The 18,214-nt window shown below is 70.8% G+C and carries 14 protein-coding genes; 8 read left to right on the top strand and 6 right to left on the bottom strand.

Annotation, left to right across the window (positions count from 1 at the left end):
• Positions 1-26: 26 nt before the first annotated feature.
• From Q0654_RS17235 to Q0654_RS17220, 4 genes are read right to left on the bottom strand one after another with little or no spacing between them, the layout of a single operon-like run.
• Positions 27-410 (bottom strand): VanZ family protein, encoded by a 384-nt coding sequence (locus tag Q0654_RS17235; RefSeq protein ID WP_298856170.1) that lies wholly within the window; start codon positions 408-410, stop codon positions 27-29.
• A complete protein-coding gene (gene galE / locus Q0654_RS17230) occupies positions 394-1,386 on the bottom strand; it encodes a UDP-glucose 4-epimerase GalE (RefSeq protein WP_298856168.1) in 993 nt (330 codons plus the stop codon). The genes Q0654_RS17235 and galE overlap by 17 nt, the downstream gene beginning before the upstream one ends.
• Positions 1,383-2,207, bottom strand: a complete 825-nt coding sequence (locus Q0654_RS17225; RefSeq protein WP_298856167.1) for a hypothetical protein — start codon at positions 2,205-2,207, stop codon at positions 1,383-1,385. The genes galE and Q0654_RS17225 overlap by 4 nt, the downstream gene beginning before the upstream one ends.
• Positions 2,204-2,923 carry a hypothetical protein gene (locus Q0654_RS17220; protein ID WP_298856165.1) on the bottom strand — a complete coding sequence of 240 codons (720 nt, stop codon included), beginning with the start codon at positions 2,921-2,923 and terminating at the stop codon, positions 2,204-2,206. The genes Q0654_RS17225 and Q0654_RS17220 overlap by 4 nt, the downstream gene beginning before the upstream one ends.
• Positions 2,924-3,362: 439 nt before the next feature.
• On the opposite strand from Q0654_RS17220, the gene Q0654_RS17215 reads away from it, so the two are divergent.
• Positions 3,363-5,582, top strand: a complete 2,220-nt coding sequence (locus Q0654_RS17215; protein ID WP_298856163.1) for a hypothetical protein — start codon at positions 3,363-3,365, stop codon at positions 5,580-5,582.
• 98 nt (positions 5,583-5,680) lie between these two features.
• Positions 5,681-6,850 (top strand): glycosyltransferase, encoded by a 1,170-nt coding sequence (locus Q0654_RS17210; protein WP_298856162.1) that lies wholly within the window; start codon positions 5,681-5,683, stop codon positions 6,848-6,850.
• A gap of 335 nt (positions 6,851-7,185) precedes the next feature.
• On the opposite strand, the gene Q0654_RS17205 is transcribed toward Q0654_RS17210, so the two are convergent.
• The gene (locus tag Q0654_RS17205; RefSeq protein WP_298856160.1) at positions 7,186-8,415 is read right to left on the bottom strand and encodes a glycosyltransferase family 4 protein; all 1,230 of its coding nucleotides are present in this window, start codon (positions 8,413-8,415) and stop codon (positions 7,186-7,188) included.
• 199 nt (positions 8,416-8,614) lie between these two features.
• Between Q0654_RS17205 and Q0654_RS17200 the strand changes: the two genes are divergently transcribed.
• The 5 genes from Q0654_RS17200 to Q0654_RS17180 are packed head-to-tail and all read left to right on the top strand — an operon-like array spanning position 8,615 to position 14,540.
• A complete protein-coding gene (locus tag Q0654_RS17200) occupies positions 8,615-9,955 on the top strand; it encodes an O-antigen ligase family protein (protein WP_298856158.1) in 1,341 nt (446 codons plus the stop codon).
• 52 nt (positions 9,956-10,007) lie between these two features.
• A complete protein-coding gene (locus tag Q0654_RS17195) occupies positions 10,008-11,201 on the top strand; it encodes a hypothetical protein (RefSeq protein WP_298856156.1) in 1,194 nt (397 codons plus the stop codon).
• Positions 11,201-12,343, top strand: a complete 1,143-nt coding sequence (locus Q0654_RS17190) for a glycosyltransferase family 2 protein (protein WP_298856154.1) — start codon at positions 11,201-11,203, stop codon at positions 12,341-12,343. The genes Q0654_RS17195 and Q0654_RS17190 overlap by 1 nt, the downstream gene beginning before the upstream one ends.
• Positions 12,340-13,503, top strand: a complete 1,164-nt coding sequence (locus tag Q0654_RS17185) for a Gfo/Idh/MocA family oxidoreductase (RefSeq protein WP_298856153.1) — start codon at positions 12,340-12,342, stop codon at positions 13,501-13,503. The genes Q0654_RS17190 and Q0654_RS17185 overlap by 4 nt, the downstream gene beginning before the upstream one ends.
• Positions 13,500-14,540, top strand: a complete 1,041-nt coding sequence (locus Q0654_RS17180) for an NAD-dependent epimerase/dehydratase family protein (protein WP_298856151.1) — start codon at positions 13,500-13,502, stop codon at positions 14,538-14,540. Before Q0654_RS17185 ends, Q0654_RS17180 begins: the two co-directional genes overlap by 4 nt.
• Positions 14,541-15,064: 524 nt before the next feature.
• Here the strand turns inward: Q0654_RS17180 and Q0654_RS17175 are convergent.
• Positions 15,065-16,177 (bottom strand): glycosyltransferase, encoded by a 1,113-nt coding sequence (locus Q0654_RS17175; RefSeq protein WP_298856149.1) that lies wholly within the window; start codon positions 16,175-16,177, stop codon positions 15,065-15,067.
• A gap of 122 nt (positions 16,178-16,299) precedes the next feature.
• On the opposite strand from Q0654_RS17175, the gene Q0654_RS17170 reads away from it, so the two are divergent.
• Positions 16,300-17,859, top strand: a complete 1,560-nt coding sequence (locus Q0654_RS17170; RefSeq protein ID WP_298856147.1) for an oligosaccharide flippase family protein — start codon at positions 16,300-16,302, stop codon at positions 17,857-17,859.
• Positions 17,860-18,214: the final 355 nt, after the last annotated feature.

Genomic DNA, 18,214 nt, shown 5'->3' with positions numbered 1-18,214 from the left:
CCAAGGCCCGCCATTCTGAGCCCAGTTCAGCCCGCCGCGAACCGCGCGCGCCAGCGCCATCGCACGATTGCCAGACCCAGCCCGACGCCGGCCAGATTGCTGAACACATCGCGCAGATCGACCTCGCGACTCGGCTGCAGCGCCTGCGCGGCCTCGCTGCCTACCGCCACCAGCAGGGCGATCGCGGTGCACACCGCCAGCGCCCGGTCAGGGCCGCGCAGCTGCAGATGCAGGCGCAGCAGCAGGCCGCTCCACAGCGCGAACAGCGGCAGGTGGGCGAGGTTCAGCGCCAGCCGCACACCAGCGCTGCTCTCGGGCAGCGGCAGCAGCAGGCCGATCAGGCCAAGCAGGCTGAGCCCGACGAACAGGGCCAGTGGCCAGGCCGCCGAGGCCTCATCCGCGCCGGGCATGCAGTCGCCGCTCCCAGGCCAGGGCGCTGGCACAGATCGCATCCAGGTCATCCAGCGCTGGCCGCCAGCCCAGCACCTCGCCGATCCGCGCGCAGTCCGCCACCAGCTCCGGCGGGTCCCCTGCACGACGCGGCTGATCGACCTGCGGCACGGCCGTCCCGGCCGCACGCGACATCGACGCCAGCACCTCGCGCACGCTGTAGCCGTGGCCGTAGCCCGCATTCAAGGTCACCGAGGCGCCGCCTTCGCGCAGGTAGCGCAGGGCGGCCAGATGCGCCGCGGCGAGGTCGACCACGTGGATGTAGTCGCGCACGCCGGTGCCGTCGATCGTCGGATAGTCGGTGCCGAACACCTGCACCGCCGGACGCGCGCCGACCGCGGCTTCGGCCGCCACCTTGACCAGCAGGGTGGCACGCTCGGTCGACTGGCCGATCCTGCCCTGCGGATCGCAGCCGGCGACGTTGAAGTAGCGCAGGGCCACATGCCGCAGCGCGCTCGCCGCCGACAGGTCGCGCAGCATCCACTCGCTCATCAGCTTGCTGGTGCCGTAGGGATTGATCGGCGCGGTGGGTGCATCCTCGCGGGCGCGGCCGCTGGCCGGGATGCCATAGACCGCCGCAGTCGACGAGAACACGAAATGCTCCACGCCTGAACGTGCACAGGCGTCCAGCAGATTGCGCGTGGCGCAGGTGTTGTTGCCGTAGTAGCGCAGCGGGTCGGCGACCGATTCGGGCACGATTGTGCGTGCGGCGAAGTGCAGCACCGTGCGGATGCCGCGCGCGCGCAGCAGCGCCTCGACTGCGTCGCGGTCGCCGACCTCGCCGACGATGAGCTCCGCGCCGAGCACCGCCTCGCGGAAGCCGGTGCTGAGGTTGTCGAGCACGACGACCTGCTCGCCGGCCTCGACCAGCTGCAGCACCACATGGCTGCCGACGTAGCCGGCGCCGCCGGTGACCAGGATGGGGCTGTGACTCATGGGGATCCTTGCTGGGGGCCGTTCGCGTCGCCGGCGAAGCGCTCGCGCGCCCAGCCGCAGATGTGTTCGATCAGGCGCTCGCGATCCGCCGGCCGATAGAACAGGTGATCGACTTCGGGCCAGTAGTCGAAGCGCACATGGCGATCCTGCGCGGCCGGTCCGAAAGTGGCCGCGAACTGTCGTCGATGCAGGAAGTAGTGCGCAATGCCGCCGGTGTACAGGGCAAGCGTTTCGACCCCGCGCGCGCAGAACCCGGCCAGCTGCGGCCCCGCTTCCTCCGGCTTCGGCCAGTTCCGATAGTCCGCCTCGACGGCCGCGGGCGCGCCCGCCAAGGCATGGCGCTGCGGCCGCAGGCGGCGAAGCAGCGCGCTCAGCATGGCCGAGGGCGAGCGTCGCCGCAGCCAGCGGCCGAGCCGATACCAGCCCGGCGCATAGGCGACCGCATCCAGCAGCAGCAGCCCGCACACCCGGGTGTCCTGCAGGGCGAGCTGCCAGGCCGCATCCGCGGCGCTGCAGATGCCGCCCACCACGAAGCGCCGGCAGCCGGTGCGCGCCGCCAGCCGGTCCAGCACAGCGGCCAGACCGTCCAGCTGCGGCTGCTCGCCCGCCAGCACGGCATCGCCAATGCCGGGTTGATCGAAGCGGAAGCTGGCGAACCCGCTCGCCGCCAGCCGGCGCGCCAGCTGCACGTAGAGCCGGAAGGGGCCCTGACGGTGCACGGCGCCGGCGTTCAGCAGCACGAAGACGACGGCGCCGGGGGACGCTGGCGCCTGCAGTACGCCGAAGCGACCCGCACCCAGCTCAAGCAGCGACTCGCTCATGCGCGGGCCTCCAGGCGCGGCGCCAGCTCGGCCGCCAGCGCACGCACCTGCGGCAGTGGAAACGGCGTCGCCAGGTCGATCTCCTCAACCCACGAGGCGAGTGCGGCGGGCAGCTCGGCGTCCACGCTGAAGCGCGCGGGCTGGCCCACCCGCGCCGAGCGCAGCTGCCCGCGCAGGCCCGGATGCAGACGATGCCCGAGCAGGCAGTGCGGATCGACCTCGCCAAGCGGCAGTCGGGCGCCAAAGCGCCTGCGGTTGCGCAGCTCGCGGGCCTCGCGCGCTTCAAGCGCTGCGAGGTAGTCGCTGCCTACGGCGACCGGCTGCCAACCGATCCAGTCCATGCCCTGCCGCTGCGCGACCGCAGAAGCGGCCAGCGCGCCCGCGCGCACGCCCAGCAACACGATTGGGCCGGCGCCCAAGGCGCGCAGCCAGTCCAGGGCCAGCTGCAGATCCGCCTGCAGCTGGTCCAGGCTGAAGGCTTCATCGTCGCCGCAGGAGTCGCCGCAGCCGCTGGCATCGAAGCGCAGGCTGCCGATGCCGTGCCCGGCCAGTGCCTGCGACAGCAAGGCGAACAGCCGGTAGCCGCGCTGCCACTCGTGGGGAAAGGGCGGCACCACCAGCACGGTGGGCTTGCCCGGCGTGGCCGCGGCGTGCAGCCCGGCCAGCCAGGTGTCGAGGCCGTGGATCCGGACGGGCGCGAACGCGATCGCGCTCATGCCGCGGGCCTTTTCACGCGGGCGCATGCGCCGGCAGCGGCGACCAGCGAGCCGGAGTTCTGGATCGGCGCGGCATTCGCGCCTGCGGATGGTGGGATCGGACGGACCATGGAGGGCTCCGGGAGCAGGGCTCCGAAGGGGCGCAAAGATACCAGTCGGGCGACGAAAATGTGCGCCAGTCCACAAAAATGATCCGATGCCAGCCCGTGGTTTGGCGGACCCTCGGGCCAGATTCGCCGAGGCTCGGCGAACGGCCGCGCCGACCGCGCCCCACGTGTTCCAGTTCTCACTCAGCATGTGATCGCAACTAAGCGTCGCAAAACGGATTTTTCAAGCTGCGCAATGCATCACCGAATTGTTTCGCGATTGTGCCAACTGCCCCGCGAAAGGGCGTCGGGCGGGTCCGTAGTCTGGCCCTGTAAACAATGGTGCCAAGCCCATGACCCGTCTCCCCGCCTTTTTCAGCAGCATCGCCCTCGTCCTGGCCTCGGCCCTGGCCGCGCCGTCACCGGTGCGCGCCCAGACCAGCCCGCAGACCACGCCGCATCCGATCCTGTTCGTCACCCAGATGCCGATCTCGGCCGACTTCGCGGCGATCGGCTCGGTATTCGGCAACCACCGCGCCAGCATCGCCCTGACCGGGCGCGGCGGTGATCTGTACATCCGCTACCCCGACGGCAGCCTGCGCAACCTGACCCGCGAGGCCGGCTTCGGCACCGCGGCGAGCTTCCAGGGCGCGAACTCGATCGCCGTGCGCGATCCGGCCGTGCACTGGTCGGGCACCAAGGCGGTCTTCAGCATGGTGGTCGGCGCGCCCGCTCAACAGTACGCCGCCGACAACTTCTACTGGCAGCTCTACGAGGTCACCGGCCTCGGTCAGGGCCAGACGGCTGTCATCACCCGGGTTGCCGAGCAGCCGCAGAACTTCAACAACATCCAGCCGACCTATGGCTCGGACGGCGCGATCATTTTCGCCTCGGACCGTCCGCGCAGCGGCGAGCGTCATCTGTACCCGCAGCTCGACGAATACGAGTCCACCCCGACTGTCAGCGGGCTGTGGAAGCTCAGCCCCAGCGGCGAGCTGAAGATGCTGGAGCACTCGCCCTCGGGCTCCTTCGATCCGCTGGTCGACTCTTCCGGCCGCGTGGTGTTCTCGCGCTGGGACCATCTGCAGCGTGACCAGCAGAACGAAGGCAGCTCCAACCCCTACGGCGCCTTCAACTACAGCTCGGAGGCCGTGGGTTCGGTGCGCACCACCGAGCGTACCGAGCACTTCCCGGAGCCGCGCATCGCCGTGTCCGGCTCGCAGGTCGAGGGCCTGCGCTTCAACCACTTCTTTCCCTGGCAGGTGAACCAGGACGGCACCGCTGCGCTGACCCTGAACCATGTCGGCCGCCACGAGCTGCACAGCTACTTCCAGCGCAGCTTCACCAATGACGCCAACCTGCGCGACTTCATCCCTTCGGGCGGCAACAGCTATCGCCTGCTGAACCTGCTGCACCTGGCCGAAGACCCGACCCAGCCGGGGCGCTTCTATGCGCTGAATGCCCCCGAGTTCGGCACCCTGAGCGGTGGCCAGATCCTCCGCTTCAACGGCGCGATGGGCGCCAACCCCGACCAGATCCAGCTGCAGTCAGTGACCCATCCCGACACCGGCGGCACGGTCAGCACGGCCAACCACAGCGGCCACTACCGCAATCCGCTGCCGCTGTCGGACGGCAGCGTGATCGCCTCGCACACGGCCACCACCGGGCTGGCCCGCGAGCTCGGCACGCGGGCCAACCCCAACCCCAGCCACAAGTACCGCCTGACCCGGCTGAGCGTGGCCAGCAACGGCAGCCTCGCGGCCGCGGCCACGCCCCTGCTGGGCAGCACCGGCATCGTCCGCCGCGTCGAATACTGGGATCCGGATGTGCGGGTCACCTATGAAGGCCCGATGTGGGAGCTGGGCGCGGTCGAAGTGCGGGCGCGCCCCGCGCCACCGCTGACGACCGAGACCCTGGAAGCCCCCGAGCAGACCGCCATCGCCCAGGCGGGCGTCGACCTGCAGGCCTTCCGCGACTTCCTTCGCGAGCGCAATCTCGGCGTGGTGGTGATGCGCGATGTCACCACCCGCGATCGCGCGGATCGCCAGCAGCCCTTCAATCTCCGCGTCGACGGCAGCACCCACCAGAACCCGCCGAACGCCAGCGGCACCGTCTACACGATCAGCCACATGCAGTTCCTGCAGGCCGACCAGATCCGCGGCCTGACCCTGGGCAGCAGCAGCCCGCGTCCCGGGCGCCGGGTGCTGGCGGTGCCCATGCACGAGGCCGAGGCGCTGGCGCAGAACCCGCCGGCGCCGGGCGCGCCTGGCGGCAGCGTGCGGATCGCCGCCGATGGCTCGGTGGCCGCCTTCGTCCCTGCCGGCCGCGCCCTGGTCTGGCAGACCACCGCACCCAATGGCCAACCAGTGGTGCGTGAGCGCTATTGGCTCACCGTGCAGCCGGGCGAAGTGCGCGCCTGCGACGGCTGCCACGGCGTCAATACCGCCAGCCATTCCGGCCAGCCCGCTAGCACCCAGGTCGCCGAGGCCTTCGTCGATCTGCTCGGTCGCTGGCAGGCGCAGAACGCCGCACAGACCGGGCGGATCTTCGGCCACGGCTTTGAAGGCCTCTGAGGCAGCCGCTCTCGACCCATAAACCGCGAACCCGTTCACGGTTTAACATGCAGGGCCCGGCCAACGCCGGGCCCTGTCCGTTTCGACGCCGAGCGCCCATGCCCCGCATCGCCCTGGTCACGCCGATCCTGCCGGTTCCCCACGATCCCACCCGCGGTCGCTACATCCACGAAACCGCGCGCGCGCTGTCCAAGCTGGCCGAAGTCCGGGTGTTCTTCGCCCAGGCCGACTACCCGCGCCTGCCGGGCCTGAAGCCGCGCAGCTTTCTGGAAGGCGTGGTCGGCAGCGACTACCGCCTGCCTGGCATCGATCTCGAAGCCCTGACCTATCCGGCGCTGCCGGGCCTCTCGCGCCTGAGCAACGGCTGGGTCTGCGGGCGCGCGCTCAAGCCACGCATCCAGCGTTTCGATGCCGACCTCGTGCTTGGCTACTGGCTGTATCCGGAAGGCGCCGGCGCGCTGGCGGCGGCGCGTGCGCTCGGCCTGCCCTGCGTGCTCGGCGCGCGCGGCTCGGACATCCACGTGCGCTCCGGCCTGAACCGCTGGCTGACCCGCCGCGTGGTGCGCGGCTGCGACCGCCTGCTCACCGTCAGCCGCGCCATGCGCGAAACCGCCATTGCCGACTACGGCGCCGACCCGCAGCGCACGCGCGCGGTGATCAACGGCTTCGATACCGGCGTCTTCCATCCGCGCGCGCAGGCCGCGCTGCGGGCCGAACTCGGGCTCGAACCACAGGCGAAGCTGATTCTCTACGTCGGCCGCTTCGTCGAGGCCAAGGGCATGCGCGAGCTGTTCGCCGCCTTCGAAGCCCTGCATCGAGAAGACCCGCGCCGGCAGCTCGTGCTGGTCGGCGATGGAGTGATGCGCGCCGAGCTTGACGCCCTGATCGAGGCCCGAGGGCTGCGCAAGGCCGTGCACCTGCCCGGCGCCTTCGAGCCCGAGGGCGTGGCGCGCTGGATCGGCGCCTGCGACCTGCTGACCCTGCCGAGCTGGTCGGAGGGCTATCCCAACGTGGTGGTCGAGGCGATCGCCTGCGGTCGTCCGGTGGTGGCGACCACGGTCGGCGGCACCGGCGAGATCGTCGATGCCGACAGCGGCCTGCTGGTGCCGCCGCGCAACGCTGCGGCGCTGGAAGCGGCGCTGCGCGACGCGCTTGGCCGCGACTGGGACCACGCAGGCATGGCAGCGCGCCTGAGGCGCAGCTGGGACGATGTGGCGATGGATACGTTGGGCGTATGTCGAGAGCTGTTGGCCACGGCCGCGCGCTGATCGGGGGTCATGCGCGGGCGTCGGTGCGCCGCAGGCGCACCGACGGGCGAGCGATGGTGCGCGACACGCGCACCCTACGCGGGTGTCCCGCGTCGTGCGGCGGCCAATGAACGTCCCGTCGCGAGCGCAGCTCCACTGCCGCGACAAATGTTGTGAAGTAGGGTGCGCCTGTGGCGCACCACGCCCTCGCGAGATGCGGAAACATCTTGAGTAGGGTGCGCCTGTGGCGCACCAGGACTCTTGCGGAATCCCCGGAACCTGCGACGCCCCGCCCCCCGCCCGACCGAATCTGCCCGTCGCGCGCCAACGCCCGCCCCGTCAGACCTGCGAACCGCTCAAGCGCTCGCCGCCGCCTGCTCCCCGGCCAGCAGCGCCCCACGGAACTCCAGCAGCTGCAGAATGTTGTGCCGCCACTGCCGCTCAGCCGCGACATAGGCGCGCGCGGCCTGGCCGACCCGCTGCAGGCCCTCGCGATCGCGGCTGCGTTCCAGCACCGCCTGCACCGCCGCATCGAGATCGCCGGCCTTGAACATCCAGCCGGTGTGGTCCTCGACCAGCACTTCCTTGATCGGCTCGAAGTCCGGCGCGATCGGCGCGATCGCGCAGGCCATGAACTCGAACAGCTTCACCGGCGAGGTGTAGTCGCCGGCGCTGGGCAGGATGGCCATGTCCATCGCTGCCAGCAGGCCGGGCACCGCGTCGTGCGGCACGCGTCCGGTCAGGATCACCCGATCCGACAGGCCGCGCTGCTCCACAAATGCCTTCAGCGCCGGAAAGGTCGCGCCGTCGCCGACCAGCAGCAGCTTGAGCTGCGCATCGCCGGCCAGGTGGTCGGCGATGCGGTGCACGAAGGCGTCGATCGCATGCCAGGGCACGAAGGCGCCGAGATAGCCGCAGACCACGCTGCCCTCCAGGCCATAGCGCTGCCGGGTTTCGTCGCGCTGGGCCTGGGTGAAGCTGAACTTGTCGATGTTGGCGGCATTCGGAGTGACGATCGCCGGCGCGATCTCGCCGTGGGCCGCGCGCGCGCGGTCGCGGAAGATCGAGGACACGAAGACCAGGCCGTCGGCGCGCCGGAATACCCAGCGCTCGATCCACATCGCCAGGCGCTGGAAGAAGAGCGGCCGCACCCGATGCACCGTCGCCGAATCGTTGACCTCCAGAATCAGCGGGATCCGCTTCAGCCGCGCGATCAGCACGGTGATGCACATGAACAGCGAATAGCGCTCGTAGATCAGGCCGACATCGCGCTGGCGCCGCAGATAGGCCAGCAGGCGCCAGCCGGCGACCGCGTTGTAGCCGAGCTCGGCCAGCTCGAACAGCGGCTCCGGCAGCTTGGCCACCCAGCGCATGTAGCTGCGCGCCTGCTGGGTCGGCGACATCGCCTTGGGGCTGGAATAGGGGTCGGCGCCGGGCAGGCTGATGATGTCCACGGCGATCCCCTCGGCGCGCAGGGCGTCGGTGATGCCGCGGATATGCACGCCCTCCACGGCCTTGCCCTGGGTGCGGTGGTGGTAGAGCACGCGCTGGACGGCCGCGGGCGAGGCGACGGGGTTCGTGGTCATCGGGCTTGGATTCGTCGATAATCGTGATTGCCATCGCAGTCTATTGCAAAGAAAATGCGATGCAAAGCACAGAACAGGGGTTTGAAACGTGATGCTGACTCGACCGCGGCTTGCATCCAGCCCCGGGCCGCGCGCGCCCGCTGTGGTCGCCGCGTCGGCCTTCGCCCCGCGTCGCGGCTGAGGGTCGGACCCGCCGCCCATGGCCTTCGCCCTGTTCCTGCTCTATGTGGCCTTCACCTTCCTGCGCCCGGTCGAGCTGTTCGCGCCGGGCCTGGCGGAAGCGCGGCCGATGCTGGTGCTGTGGCTGCTGGCCTTCGCGGCGGCGGTGTTCTCGACCCTGATGCAGCGTCGCATCGCCCTACGGCCGGTGCACGCCGGCCTGCTGCTGGCCTTCATCGTCGCGATCGCGCTGTCGCGCATCGCCAATGGCTGGGCCGGGGGTGCCGTCGAGGCGATCTCCGACTTCAGCGCCTCGGTCCTCCTGCTGCTGCTGGCGGCGATGAACCTCACCAGCCTGCGTCGCCTGCAGTGGACCCTCGCCACCGTGACCCTGTGCATGCTGGTGCTGGCAGCGTTCACCGTGAACGCCTTCGAGACCGGCTACCGCGCCGAGGACTTCGTGCTTCGCCAGGGCACCGGGAGCGAGGCCGACCTGCTGGCGGCGGGCTACACCGGCGTGCCGGCCGAGGACGACAGCGGCCAGAACCTGTGGCGCGTGCGCGGGCTCGGCATCCTCAACGACCCCAACGACTTCAGCCAGGCCCTGGTGATGTGCCTGCCCCTGCTCGCACTCGCCTGGCGGCCGCGCCGGCTGATCCGCAATGCCGTGATCGTCGGCCTGCCGATGGCGCTGATGCTGTACTCGATCTACCTCACCCACTCGCGCGGCGCGGTGCTCGGCGTCGCCGTGCTGGTGCTGCTCGGCCTGCGCCGCTGGCTGGGCAATGTGCGCACCGCAATCCTCGGCACGGTGGGACTGGTCGCCGCCATGGGCCTGGGTCTCGCCGGGGGGCGCGAGTTCTCGACCCAGGAGCAGTCGGCCGGCCAGCGCATCGACGCCTGGTACGACGGCCTGCAGATGTTCCGCGAGAACCCGATGTTCGGCGTCGGCTATGGGGCCTTCACCGACCACCATCCGCTGACCGCGCACAACAGCTTTGTGCTCTGCTTCGCCGAGCTGGGCCTGTTCGGGCTGCTGCCCTGGGTGGCCCTGCTGGTGCTGGCCTGGCGCGAGCTGTCGCAGGTCACCCAGCTGGCGGAGCCCGGCTCGGCGCAGGCGCGCATGGCCGAAGCCCTGCGCGTGGCCCTGCTGGGCTTCCTGGCCTGCGCCTGGTTCCTGTCGCGCACCTATCAGCCCCTGCTGTATCTGCTGCTCGGCCTGTGCATCGCGGCGGCCTGGGCGGCGCGCCAGGCGGCAACGGCCGGGATGCAAGCCCACTACTGGCCGGCGCCACGCTGGCAGCTGATGAGCGGCGTCGCCGCCTTCGGCAGCATCGTCGCCGTCTACGCTTTCATCGTGCTGGAACGCTTCACCGGATGAACGACACCTCCCCACTCCCAGCGCCCGCGGCCACTGCCGCAGCGAGGACCCCATGAGCCTCACCCTGCTGTTCGCCCTGCTGCTGCTGACCGGCTTTGCCGGCTTCGGCGCGGTGCTCTACCTCGCCCATCGCAAGCACGTGCTGGGCTGGCTCAGCGCCTGGCTGCGGCAGGACTGGCGCGCGCCTGCGCCGAAGGGCGCGACCCGCCACCTGATGTTCTGCTTCGTCGACCACTACGAGCCGAAGTGGGGCCGCGCCGACTACGCCAGCGAATGCGCGCGGGTGGCGCGCTGGCGCCGCGACTACCCCAAGGTCTGCGAGGGCCATCGTGACGCCGATGGCCGCCCGCCGGTGCACACCTTCTTCTACCCGGAAGAGGAATACCGCCCCGAACATCTCGACGCCCTGGTCGAGATGTGTCGCCTCGGGCTGGGCGAGATCGAGGTGCACCTGCACCACGACAACGACACCGAGGCCAACCTGCGCGAGACCCTGCGCCGCTTCACCCGCCAGCTGGTCGAGCGCCACGACGCGCTGCCGGTCGATCCATCGACCGGCCAGCCGCAGTGGGCCTTCATCCACGGCAACTGGGCGCTGGACAACAGCCACCCCGAGGGCCGCGGCTGCGGCATCAACAACGAGCTGATCATCCTGCGCGAAGAGGGCTGCTACGCCGACTTCACCTTTCCCTCGGCGCCTGATCCGACCCAGCCCAGCACCATCAACCGCATCTACTACGCCAAGGACGACCCGCAGCAGCCGAAGTCACACGACCGCGGCCAGCGCGTGCGCGTCGGCGGCAAGCCCTGGGGCGACCTGATGCTGATCCAGGGCGTGCTGGGCCTGAACTTCCGGCGCCGCAAGTTCGGCCTCTTGCCGCGCATCGAGAACTCGGACATCCGCGCGGTCAGCCCGCCCGAGCCCGCGCGCATCGACCACTGGGTGCGCACCGGCGTCCACGTCGAAGGCCGGCCGGAATGGATCTTCGTCAAGATCCACACCCACGGCACCCAGGAATGCGATCTCGACACCCTGCTCGGCGCGCCGATGCGCGAGGCCTTCGCCCACCTGGAGCGCGAGTACAACGACGGCGAGCGCTGGCAGCTGCACTACGTCTCGGCGCGCGAGATGTACAACATCGTCAAGGCGGCCGAGGCCGGTGAGGCCGGCAACCCCGGCCAGTACCGCGACTACCGCATCGCGCGCCCGGCCTACGCGCCGCGCCGCGTCGAAGAGACCGCCTGATGCTCTGGAAAGCGCTGCTGTTCGCGAGCGCCGGCCTGGTCGCGCTGACCTGGCTCGGCTATCCGCTGCTGCTGTGGCTGCGCGCCCGCGGCGCCGAGCCTGCCTCACCCGCACCCGAGCCGCGCCAGTGGCCGCGGCTCAGCGTGATCCTGATCGCCCACAACGAAGAGGCCGCGATCGCGCGCAAGCTGCGCAATGTTCTCAGCCTGGACTATCCCGCCGACCGCCTGCAGGTGGTGCTGGCCTGCGACGGCAGCAGCGACGGCACTGAAGCCGCCGCGCGCGCGATCGAGGACCCGCGCCTTCGCGTGCTGGCTTTCGCCCAGCGCCGCGGCAAGGCCGCCTGCCTCAACGACGCCGTGGCCGCGGCCGAGGGTGAAGCCCTGCTGTTCTGCGATGTGCGCCAGCGCATCGAGCCCAGCGCTGCGCGTCTGCTGGTCGCGCGCCTGCTGCAGCCCGGCGTCGGTGTGGTCGGCGGCGAGCTTGCCTTCGAGGCTGAAGGCACCCAGGGCTTTGGCCACACGGTCGATGCCTACTGGCGCTACGAGAAGCGCGTGCGCGGCCTGGAGTCGGCCACCGGTTCCGTAATCGGCGTCAGCGGCGCGCTCTACGTCATGCGCCGCGCCGACTACACGCCGATCCCGCCGCAGACCCTCCTCGACGACGTGCTGATTCCGATGCGCCGCGCGATGGCCGGCGAGCGCGTGCTGTTCGAGGCCGGCGCCATCGCCTGGGACCGGCCCAGCGCCGAGCTTGAGCAGGAAAGTCGGCGCAAGGTGCGCACGCTGGCCGGCAACTTCCAGCTGCTGGCGCTCGAGCCGCGGCTGCTGAACCCGGTCGCCAATCCGCTGTTCCTGCGCTTCGTCGGGCACAAGCTGCTGCGTCTCGCCGGGCCGCTGCTGCTCGCGCTCGCCCTGGTCTCGCACCTGATGCTGGCGCGCTACAGCGACGTCTGGGCCCTGCTGCTGCTGCCGCATCTCGGCGCCTGGGCGCTGGGCCTGCTCACACCCGCCGTGCCCGCGCTGAAGCGCCTGCCGCTGGCCGGCCTGGTCAGCGGCTTCGTGCAGATGCAGCTCTGCGTGGTGCGCGGCTTCATCGACATCCTGCGCCGGCCGGCACAGGACATCTGGAAGCCCCGATGAGCACGCAGGCGGCGGTCGGCATCGCGATCATCGGCTGCGGCTTCGTCGCCGATCTCTACCTCGAAACCCTGCGCAAACACGCGCAGCTGCATCTCCGCGGCGTGTTCGACTGCGACCCCGGACGCAGCTTTGCGTTCACCCGTCGGCACGGCGTCGAGGTCTTTCCTGATCTGGCCAGCCTGCTGGCCGACCCGGGCGTCGAGCTCGTTCTCAACCTGACCAACCCGCACGCGCACTACGCCGTCAGCCGCGCCTGTCTTGAGGCCGGCAAGCACGTCTATTCCGAGAAGCCGCTGGCGATGCGCGTGGACGACGCGCGCGCGCTGGTGGCGCTGGCCGAAGCGCGCGGCCTGCTGCTCTCGGGTGCGCCCAGCCGCCTGCTCGGCCGGCCCGCGCAGACGCTGTGGAAAGCCCTGCGCGACGGCCGCATCGGTCGGCCCTATCTCGCCTATGCCGAGATGGACGACGGCCTGCTGCACCGCATGGCCTATCGACGCTGGATCGGCGCCAGCGGCGCGCCCTGGCCGCATGTCGACGAGCTCGAAGTCGGCAACACCCTGGAGCACGCCGGCTATGCGCTGACCTGGCTGGTGGCCATGCTTGGCCCGGTCAGGCGCGTCACCGCGTTCGCTTCGCGACTCGTTCAAGAAAAGAACATGGACGTACCGCTGGCGCGCCAGGCCGCGGACTTCTCGGTCGCAGCGCTTGAACACGAGGGCGGCGCCGTCTCGCGCCTGACCTGCAGCATCGTCGCCCCGCACGACCACCGCCTGCTGATCACGGGCGAAGAGGGCGCGCTGTGGGTCGAGGACTGCTGGAAGCCGACCTCGCCCGTGCGTCGGCGTGGTCGCATCGAACTGCTGGGCCGCTCGCGTGAAGCACCCTTCGCGCAGCGCCTGAAGCTGCTGGGCGACGCGGCCGCCATCGCGGCCTCGAAGGGTCGTCGCAAGGTCGACTTCTGCCTCGGTCCGGTCGATCTGGCGCGGGCGATCCGCGAGGGCGGCGCACCGCGGCTGTCGGCGCACTTCTGCCTGCACATCACCGAAGTCGCGCTGGCGATTTCCAACGCGCTTGACGGCCCGGCCGTGGTCGAGATCGAAAGCCGCTTCGACGCGCCTGAGCCCATGCCCTGGGCGGCGCACGACGGAGGCGCGGCATGAGCCTCGAGGTCGCAGCATCACCCGCGCGCGGCAGCCTGATCCTCGGCGCCTCCGGCCTGCTGGGTCGCCATCTGGCGCGCGCCCTGCTGGAGACTCAGCGCGATGACGCCGCTCCGCTGCGCCTGCAGCTGCGCCCGAGCAGCGATGCCGCGCCGCTGATCGCGATGCTTGATGGCATCGACCCCGCGCGCTATGCAATCGAGCGCTACGCGCTCGACGATGCCGAAGCCCTGCGCGCGCGGTTCGACGGTGCGCCCACCGTCTTCCTGCTGGCCGCCGCCAAGCGCGGCCGCCCCGAAGACATGGCCCGCGCCACGCTCGGCTCGACGACCTGCGTGCTCGATGCGCTCGCCGCCTGCAGCGCGCCGCCGCGCCTGCTGCACGTGAGCTCACTGGCCGTCTACGCCACCGCGCAGTGCGCGCCCGGCAGCGTGGTCGATGAAGCCACGCCAATCGAGCCCGAACCGTGGAAGCGCGACGCCTACACCCATCTCAAGTGCGCGCAGGAGGCGCTGGTCTTCCATCACGCGCGCCGCGATCAGCTGAGCCTCTGCATCGCGCGCCCGGGCATCCTGGTCGGGCCCGATGCGCTGGGCCTGCCCGGTCGACTTGCGCTGCCGCTGCCGGGCGGCCTCTGGCTGGCGCCCGGTCTGGACTTGCCGCTGCCGATGATCCATCTGCGCCACGCCGCCCAGGCGCTGGCCTTCATCGAGCGCGCGGCGCGCTTCGAGGGCGAGTGCTTCAACCTGCTGGATGCGCCGATGCTGAGCGGCCGCGAGTTCGTCGCGCTGCTGCGCGAAGCCAAACGCGCGCCGCGCCTGCTGCCCATCCGTCCGGCTCTGATGTCGCGCCTCGGCGGTTTGCTTCAGCGCCTGGGCCGTCTGCACCGCGGCCCGCTGGCGAGCTTCCCCACGCCGTTCCAGGTGCGCTCCGCGTTCACCGCCTTCGACTACCGCAGCGCGCTGCCTGCTCTCGGCTTCAGCACCTCCGAATCCCTGCGCGAAGCCTTGCGTCGCGACCTTGGGCTACAACCGTGAGCCGCCTTGAAGACAAGGCAACACCGAGGCCAGCACCCTGGGCCCCCGCCTGCGCGGGGGCGACAAGCGGGGGCGTCGCGCTCGCCGATGCCCAACGAATCCCGAATCCCGACTCCCAACTCCCGGCTCTATGTAGGAGCGAGCTTGCTCGCGACCCGCAGGGTGTGTGCAGGGCGCAGGCTGCGGTCGCCTGCAAGCAGGCTCCTACAAAGAGCGGCGTCAGCGTCTCGCAGCCGTCGCAGCACGCCCAACGAATCCCGACTCCCGACTCCCGACTCCCGGCTGTCTGTAGGAGCGAGCTTGCTGGCGACCCGCAGGGTGGGTGCAGGGCGCAGGCTGCGGTCGCCTGCAAGCAGGCTCCTACAGAGAGCGCAAATGGATCGACTCAGGCGTCTCCAAGAAAGCCTGCGCAGTCGCGGGCACCTGAAGCGCCCTCAGCCCGTCGTGCCCGCGAGGGCGGGCACCCAGTGAAGTACTCCGCGGCTGCGCGTCAGCGCATCCGCCTCCACACCTCCCGCCAACCCTCAGCCTTCAAGCGCCTGCGCATACAGCGCGGCATAGCGCTCGCGAGCGCGCTCGATGCCGACTTCGCGCTCGGCCCAGGCGCGCGCGGCATCGCCCAGGCGACGGCGCTGCGCCGCATCCGACAGCAGCTCGGCCAGCACCGCCTGCAGGCCCGCGGCATCCTCGCTCTCGAACAGTCGCCCGCGCTCGCTCTCGGCGACGATCTCCGGGTTGCCACCCACGCGGCTGGCGACGATCGCGCAGCCGGCGGCGCTCGCTTCCAGCAGGGCGATCGACAGGCCTTCCGTGCGCGAGGGCTGCACGAATACATCGAAGCCACACAGCAGCTGGGCGACATCGCTGCGGTCACCGGCGAAATTCACGCAGTCGCCAACACCCAGCGTCCGCACCTGCTCTTCAAGCTCCGCCCGCAGCGGGCCGTCGCCGATCAGCACCAGCTGCAGACCGGCGAAGCGCGCGCGAAGATCCGGCAGCACGTCGATCAGAAGCGCATGGTTCTTCAGCGCAACAAGCCGACCGACGCAGCCCAGCATCGGCGCATCCAGCGGCAGGCCCAACACCTCACGCGCCGCTGCGCGGGCGCGCTCACCGCGGGCGAAGCGCTGCACCGGAATGCCGTTGTCCAGCGCCACGGTGCGCGCCGCCGGCAGCAGGCCGGCGCCGACCAGATGCGCGCGCGCTGCTTCACCCACGGTGGCGATGCGTGCGGTGCGCAGCAGGCTCAGCCGGAACAGCCAGCGCAGACGACGCTCGCGCAGCCGCGTGCCCATGTTGTGGCAGGTGTTGAGCAGCGCGCAGCGCAGGCCGAGCACGGCCAGCGCGGCGTAGTAGTTGGGCACGAAGTTGTGCGTATGAACGAGCTCGATGCCGCGCTCGCGCACCAGCGCGCGCAGCCGCAGGATCAGCGCGCGGTCGAAGCCACCGCGCTTGTCGCCCTGGATCACCTCGACGCCGCCGGCTTGCAGTTCGGCGCGAAAGCCGTCCGTGCGGTTCAGGCTGAACACCGCCACCGACTGCCCGGCCGCGTGCTGGCTCAGCGCCAGGTCGCAGACGAAGCGCTCCAAGCCACCCGTATCGAGCCCATCGACCACATGCAGCAGACGCGGAGCCACAGACGCATTGCAGCGCATTCGCAGACACTCGCAGGCCGGCGCAGGCCGATCGCCTGCGGGCGGCGATTGTTCCACAGCGCGCGCGTGCCCGCGGCGGCGCAGACGTGCGCGAGGCTGCAGGCATGAGCGGCGCCTTCGGCCGCGTCGCCGCCCTGCGCGGGGCGCTGATGATGACCGGCTCGACCTATGCCGTGTACGCGCTGGGCCTCGTGGTCAGCGCCCTGATCGCGCGCGACCTCGGCCCCGCGAGCTTCGGTCACTACGCATACCTGGTTTGGCTGTCCGGCATGCTCGGCATCATCGCCAACAACGGCCTCACCACCACCGGCATCCGCTTCGTTTCGGAATCGCTGGGCCGCGCCGATCGCGAAGGCGCGATGCGCGTGCAGGGCTGGCTGTGGCGGCGCCAGTTGCTGTGCCTGGGCGCGGTCGCGCTTGGCTATGCCGCGACCCTGCCTTTCGTCGAGCGCAGCGGCTGGCAGCAGGAGCAGCTGCTGCTGTTCACCGCGCTGGCGCTCATCAGCATGAGCGGCAAGTCGATCTTCATCTTCTACATCTCGATGGCCAAGGGGCATGGCCGCTTTGATCTGGAAGCCGGCATCACCGTGGCGCTCGGCCTGCTGAATGCGCTGGCGGTGGCCCTGCTGTTCTGGCGCGGCGCCTCGCTGCTGGCCTATCTGCTGGTGTTCACCGCCACCAGCCTGGCCTTCGGCGTGCTGGGCGTGATCGGCGCGCGCCGGGCCGAGGTGCGCGGCATGCACCACGCCCCGCAGCCCGAGCTGCTGGCGCGCCTGCGCCCGCATCTGTACTGGACCATCGCCCTGGTGATCGCCGCTGCGCTCGGCAACAAGTCGGTCGAAACCTACCTGCTCAACCTGTTCACCGGTTCCGCGGCGGTCGGCTATTTCGCCATCGCCGCTGCGCTGACCCGCGGCGGCGTCGACCTGCTCTCGTCCGGCCTGTCCAGCGTGCTGATGCCGATGATGGCCCACGCCTACGGCGCGCACGGGCTTGAGCAGGTGGGCCGCGTGCTCGGCAATGCGGTGCGCATCTTCCTGTTCTTCGGTCTGCTGCTCGCGGGCAGCGCCGCACTCGCCGCGGACCTCGCCGTGCAGCTGCTCTACGGCAGCGCCTATGCCCCGGTCGCCGAGGTGTTCCGCTGGATGGTGGTGATCGGCGGCCTCACCTTGAGCGAGGGCGCCTTCGGTGCCCTGCTGTCGACCACCGACCACCAGCGCCTGCGCGCCCTGATCGCCAGCAGCTCGATCCTGCTCACGCTCGGCCTGGCCCTGTGGTGGATTCCCATCTACGGGCTGATGGGCGCACTGGCCGCGCACGCCGCCTCGCGCCTGCTGCTGATGGCCGTGCTGGTGCTGGGCACGCGCATCGCGCTTGGCCTGCGCCTGCCCTGGCGCGAGCTGTCGCGGCTGGCCCTGGCCGGCGTGCTGGCCGCGCTGCCGGCGGTCGCGATCGCCCTGCACACCGCCGACCCCTGGCTGCGCTTCGCCGCCGGCGTGCTGTACGCCGCGCTGTTCGTGGGCTTGGGTCTGCTGCTGCGCGCCTGGCGCAGCGAAGACGCCGACACCCTGCACGAAGCCCTGGCCCGAATCCCGCGCCTGCAGACGCGCCTGGGCCCACCGCTGCAGCGCTGGAGCCAGCGCATGCGCGAGCGCGAAGCGTGAGCACGCGCCGCCAGCGCGCGTCCGACCGCAGGCGCGACAGCGCGCACGTCGGCGCGCTGGAACCCGCTCAGCCCCGTGGCGCGGGCCAGCGACTCCCGAGGACGCTGGTATTCGTCATCCCCGCGAAAGCGGGGATCCAGTGCTCCAGCGACTGCCTCGAGCATCTCCTGGGCCCCCGCCTGCGCGGGGGCGACGGCAACAGCGGAAGCGCGCGATGCCGAGGCAGGCGCAACCGCAGGCGCGACACTGCGTGCGGCTGCACGCCGCCACCCTCTCAGCTCCGTGGCGCGGGCCAGCGGTTTCCGAAGACACCGGCATTCGTCATCCCCGCGCAGGCGGGGATCCAGTGGTCTTG

Origin of the sequence: uncultured Aquimonas sp. (assembly GCF_937888285.1) — a bacterium.
Lineage (GTDB): Bacteria > Pseudomonadota > Gammaproteobacteria > Xanthomonadales > Xanthomonadaceae > Aquimonas.
The sequence above is the reverse complement of the archived record's forward strand: the minus strand, read 5'-3'. Positions and strand labels throughout refer to the sequence as shown.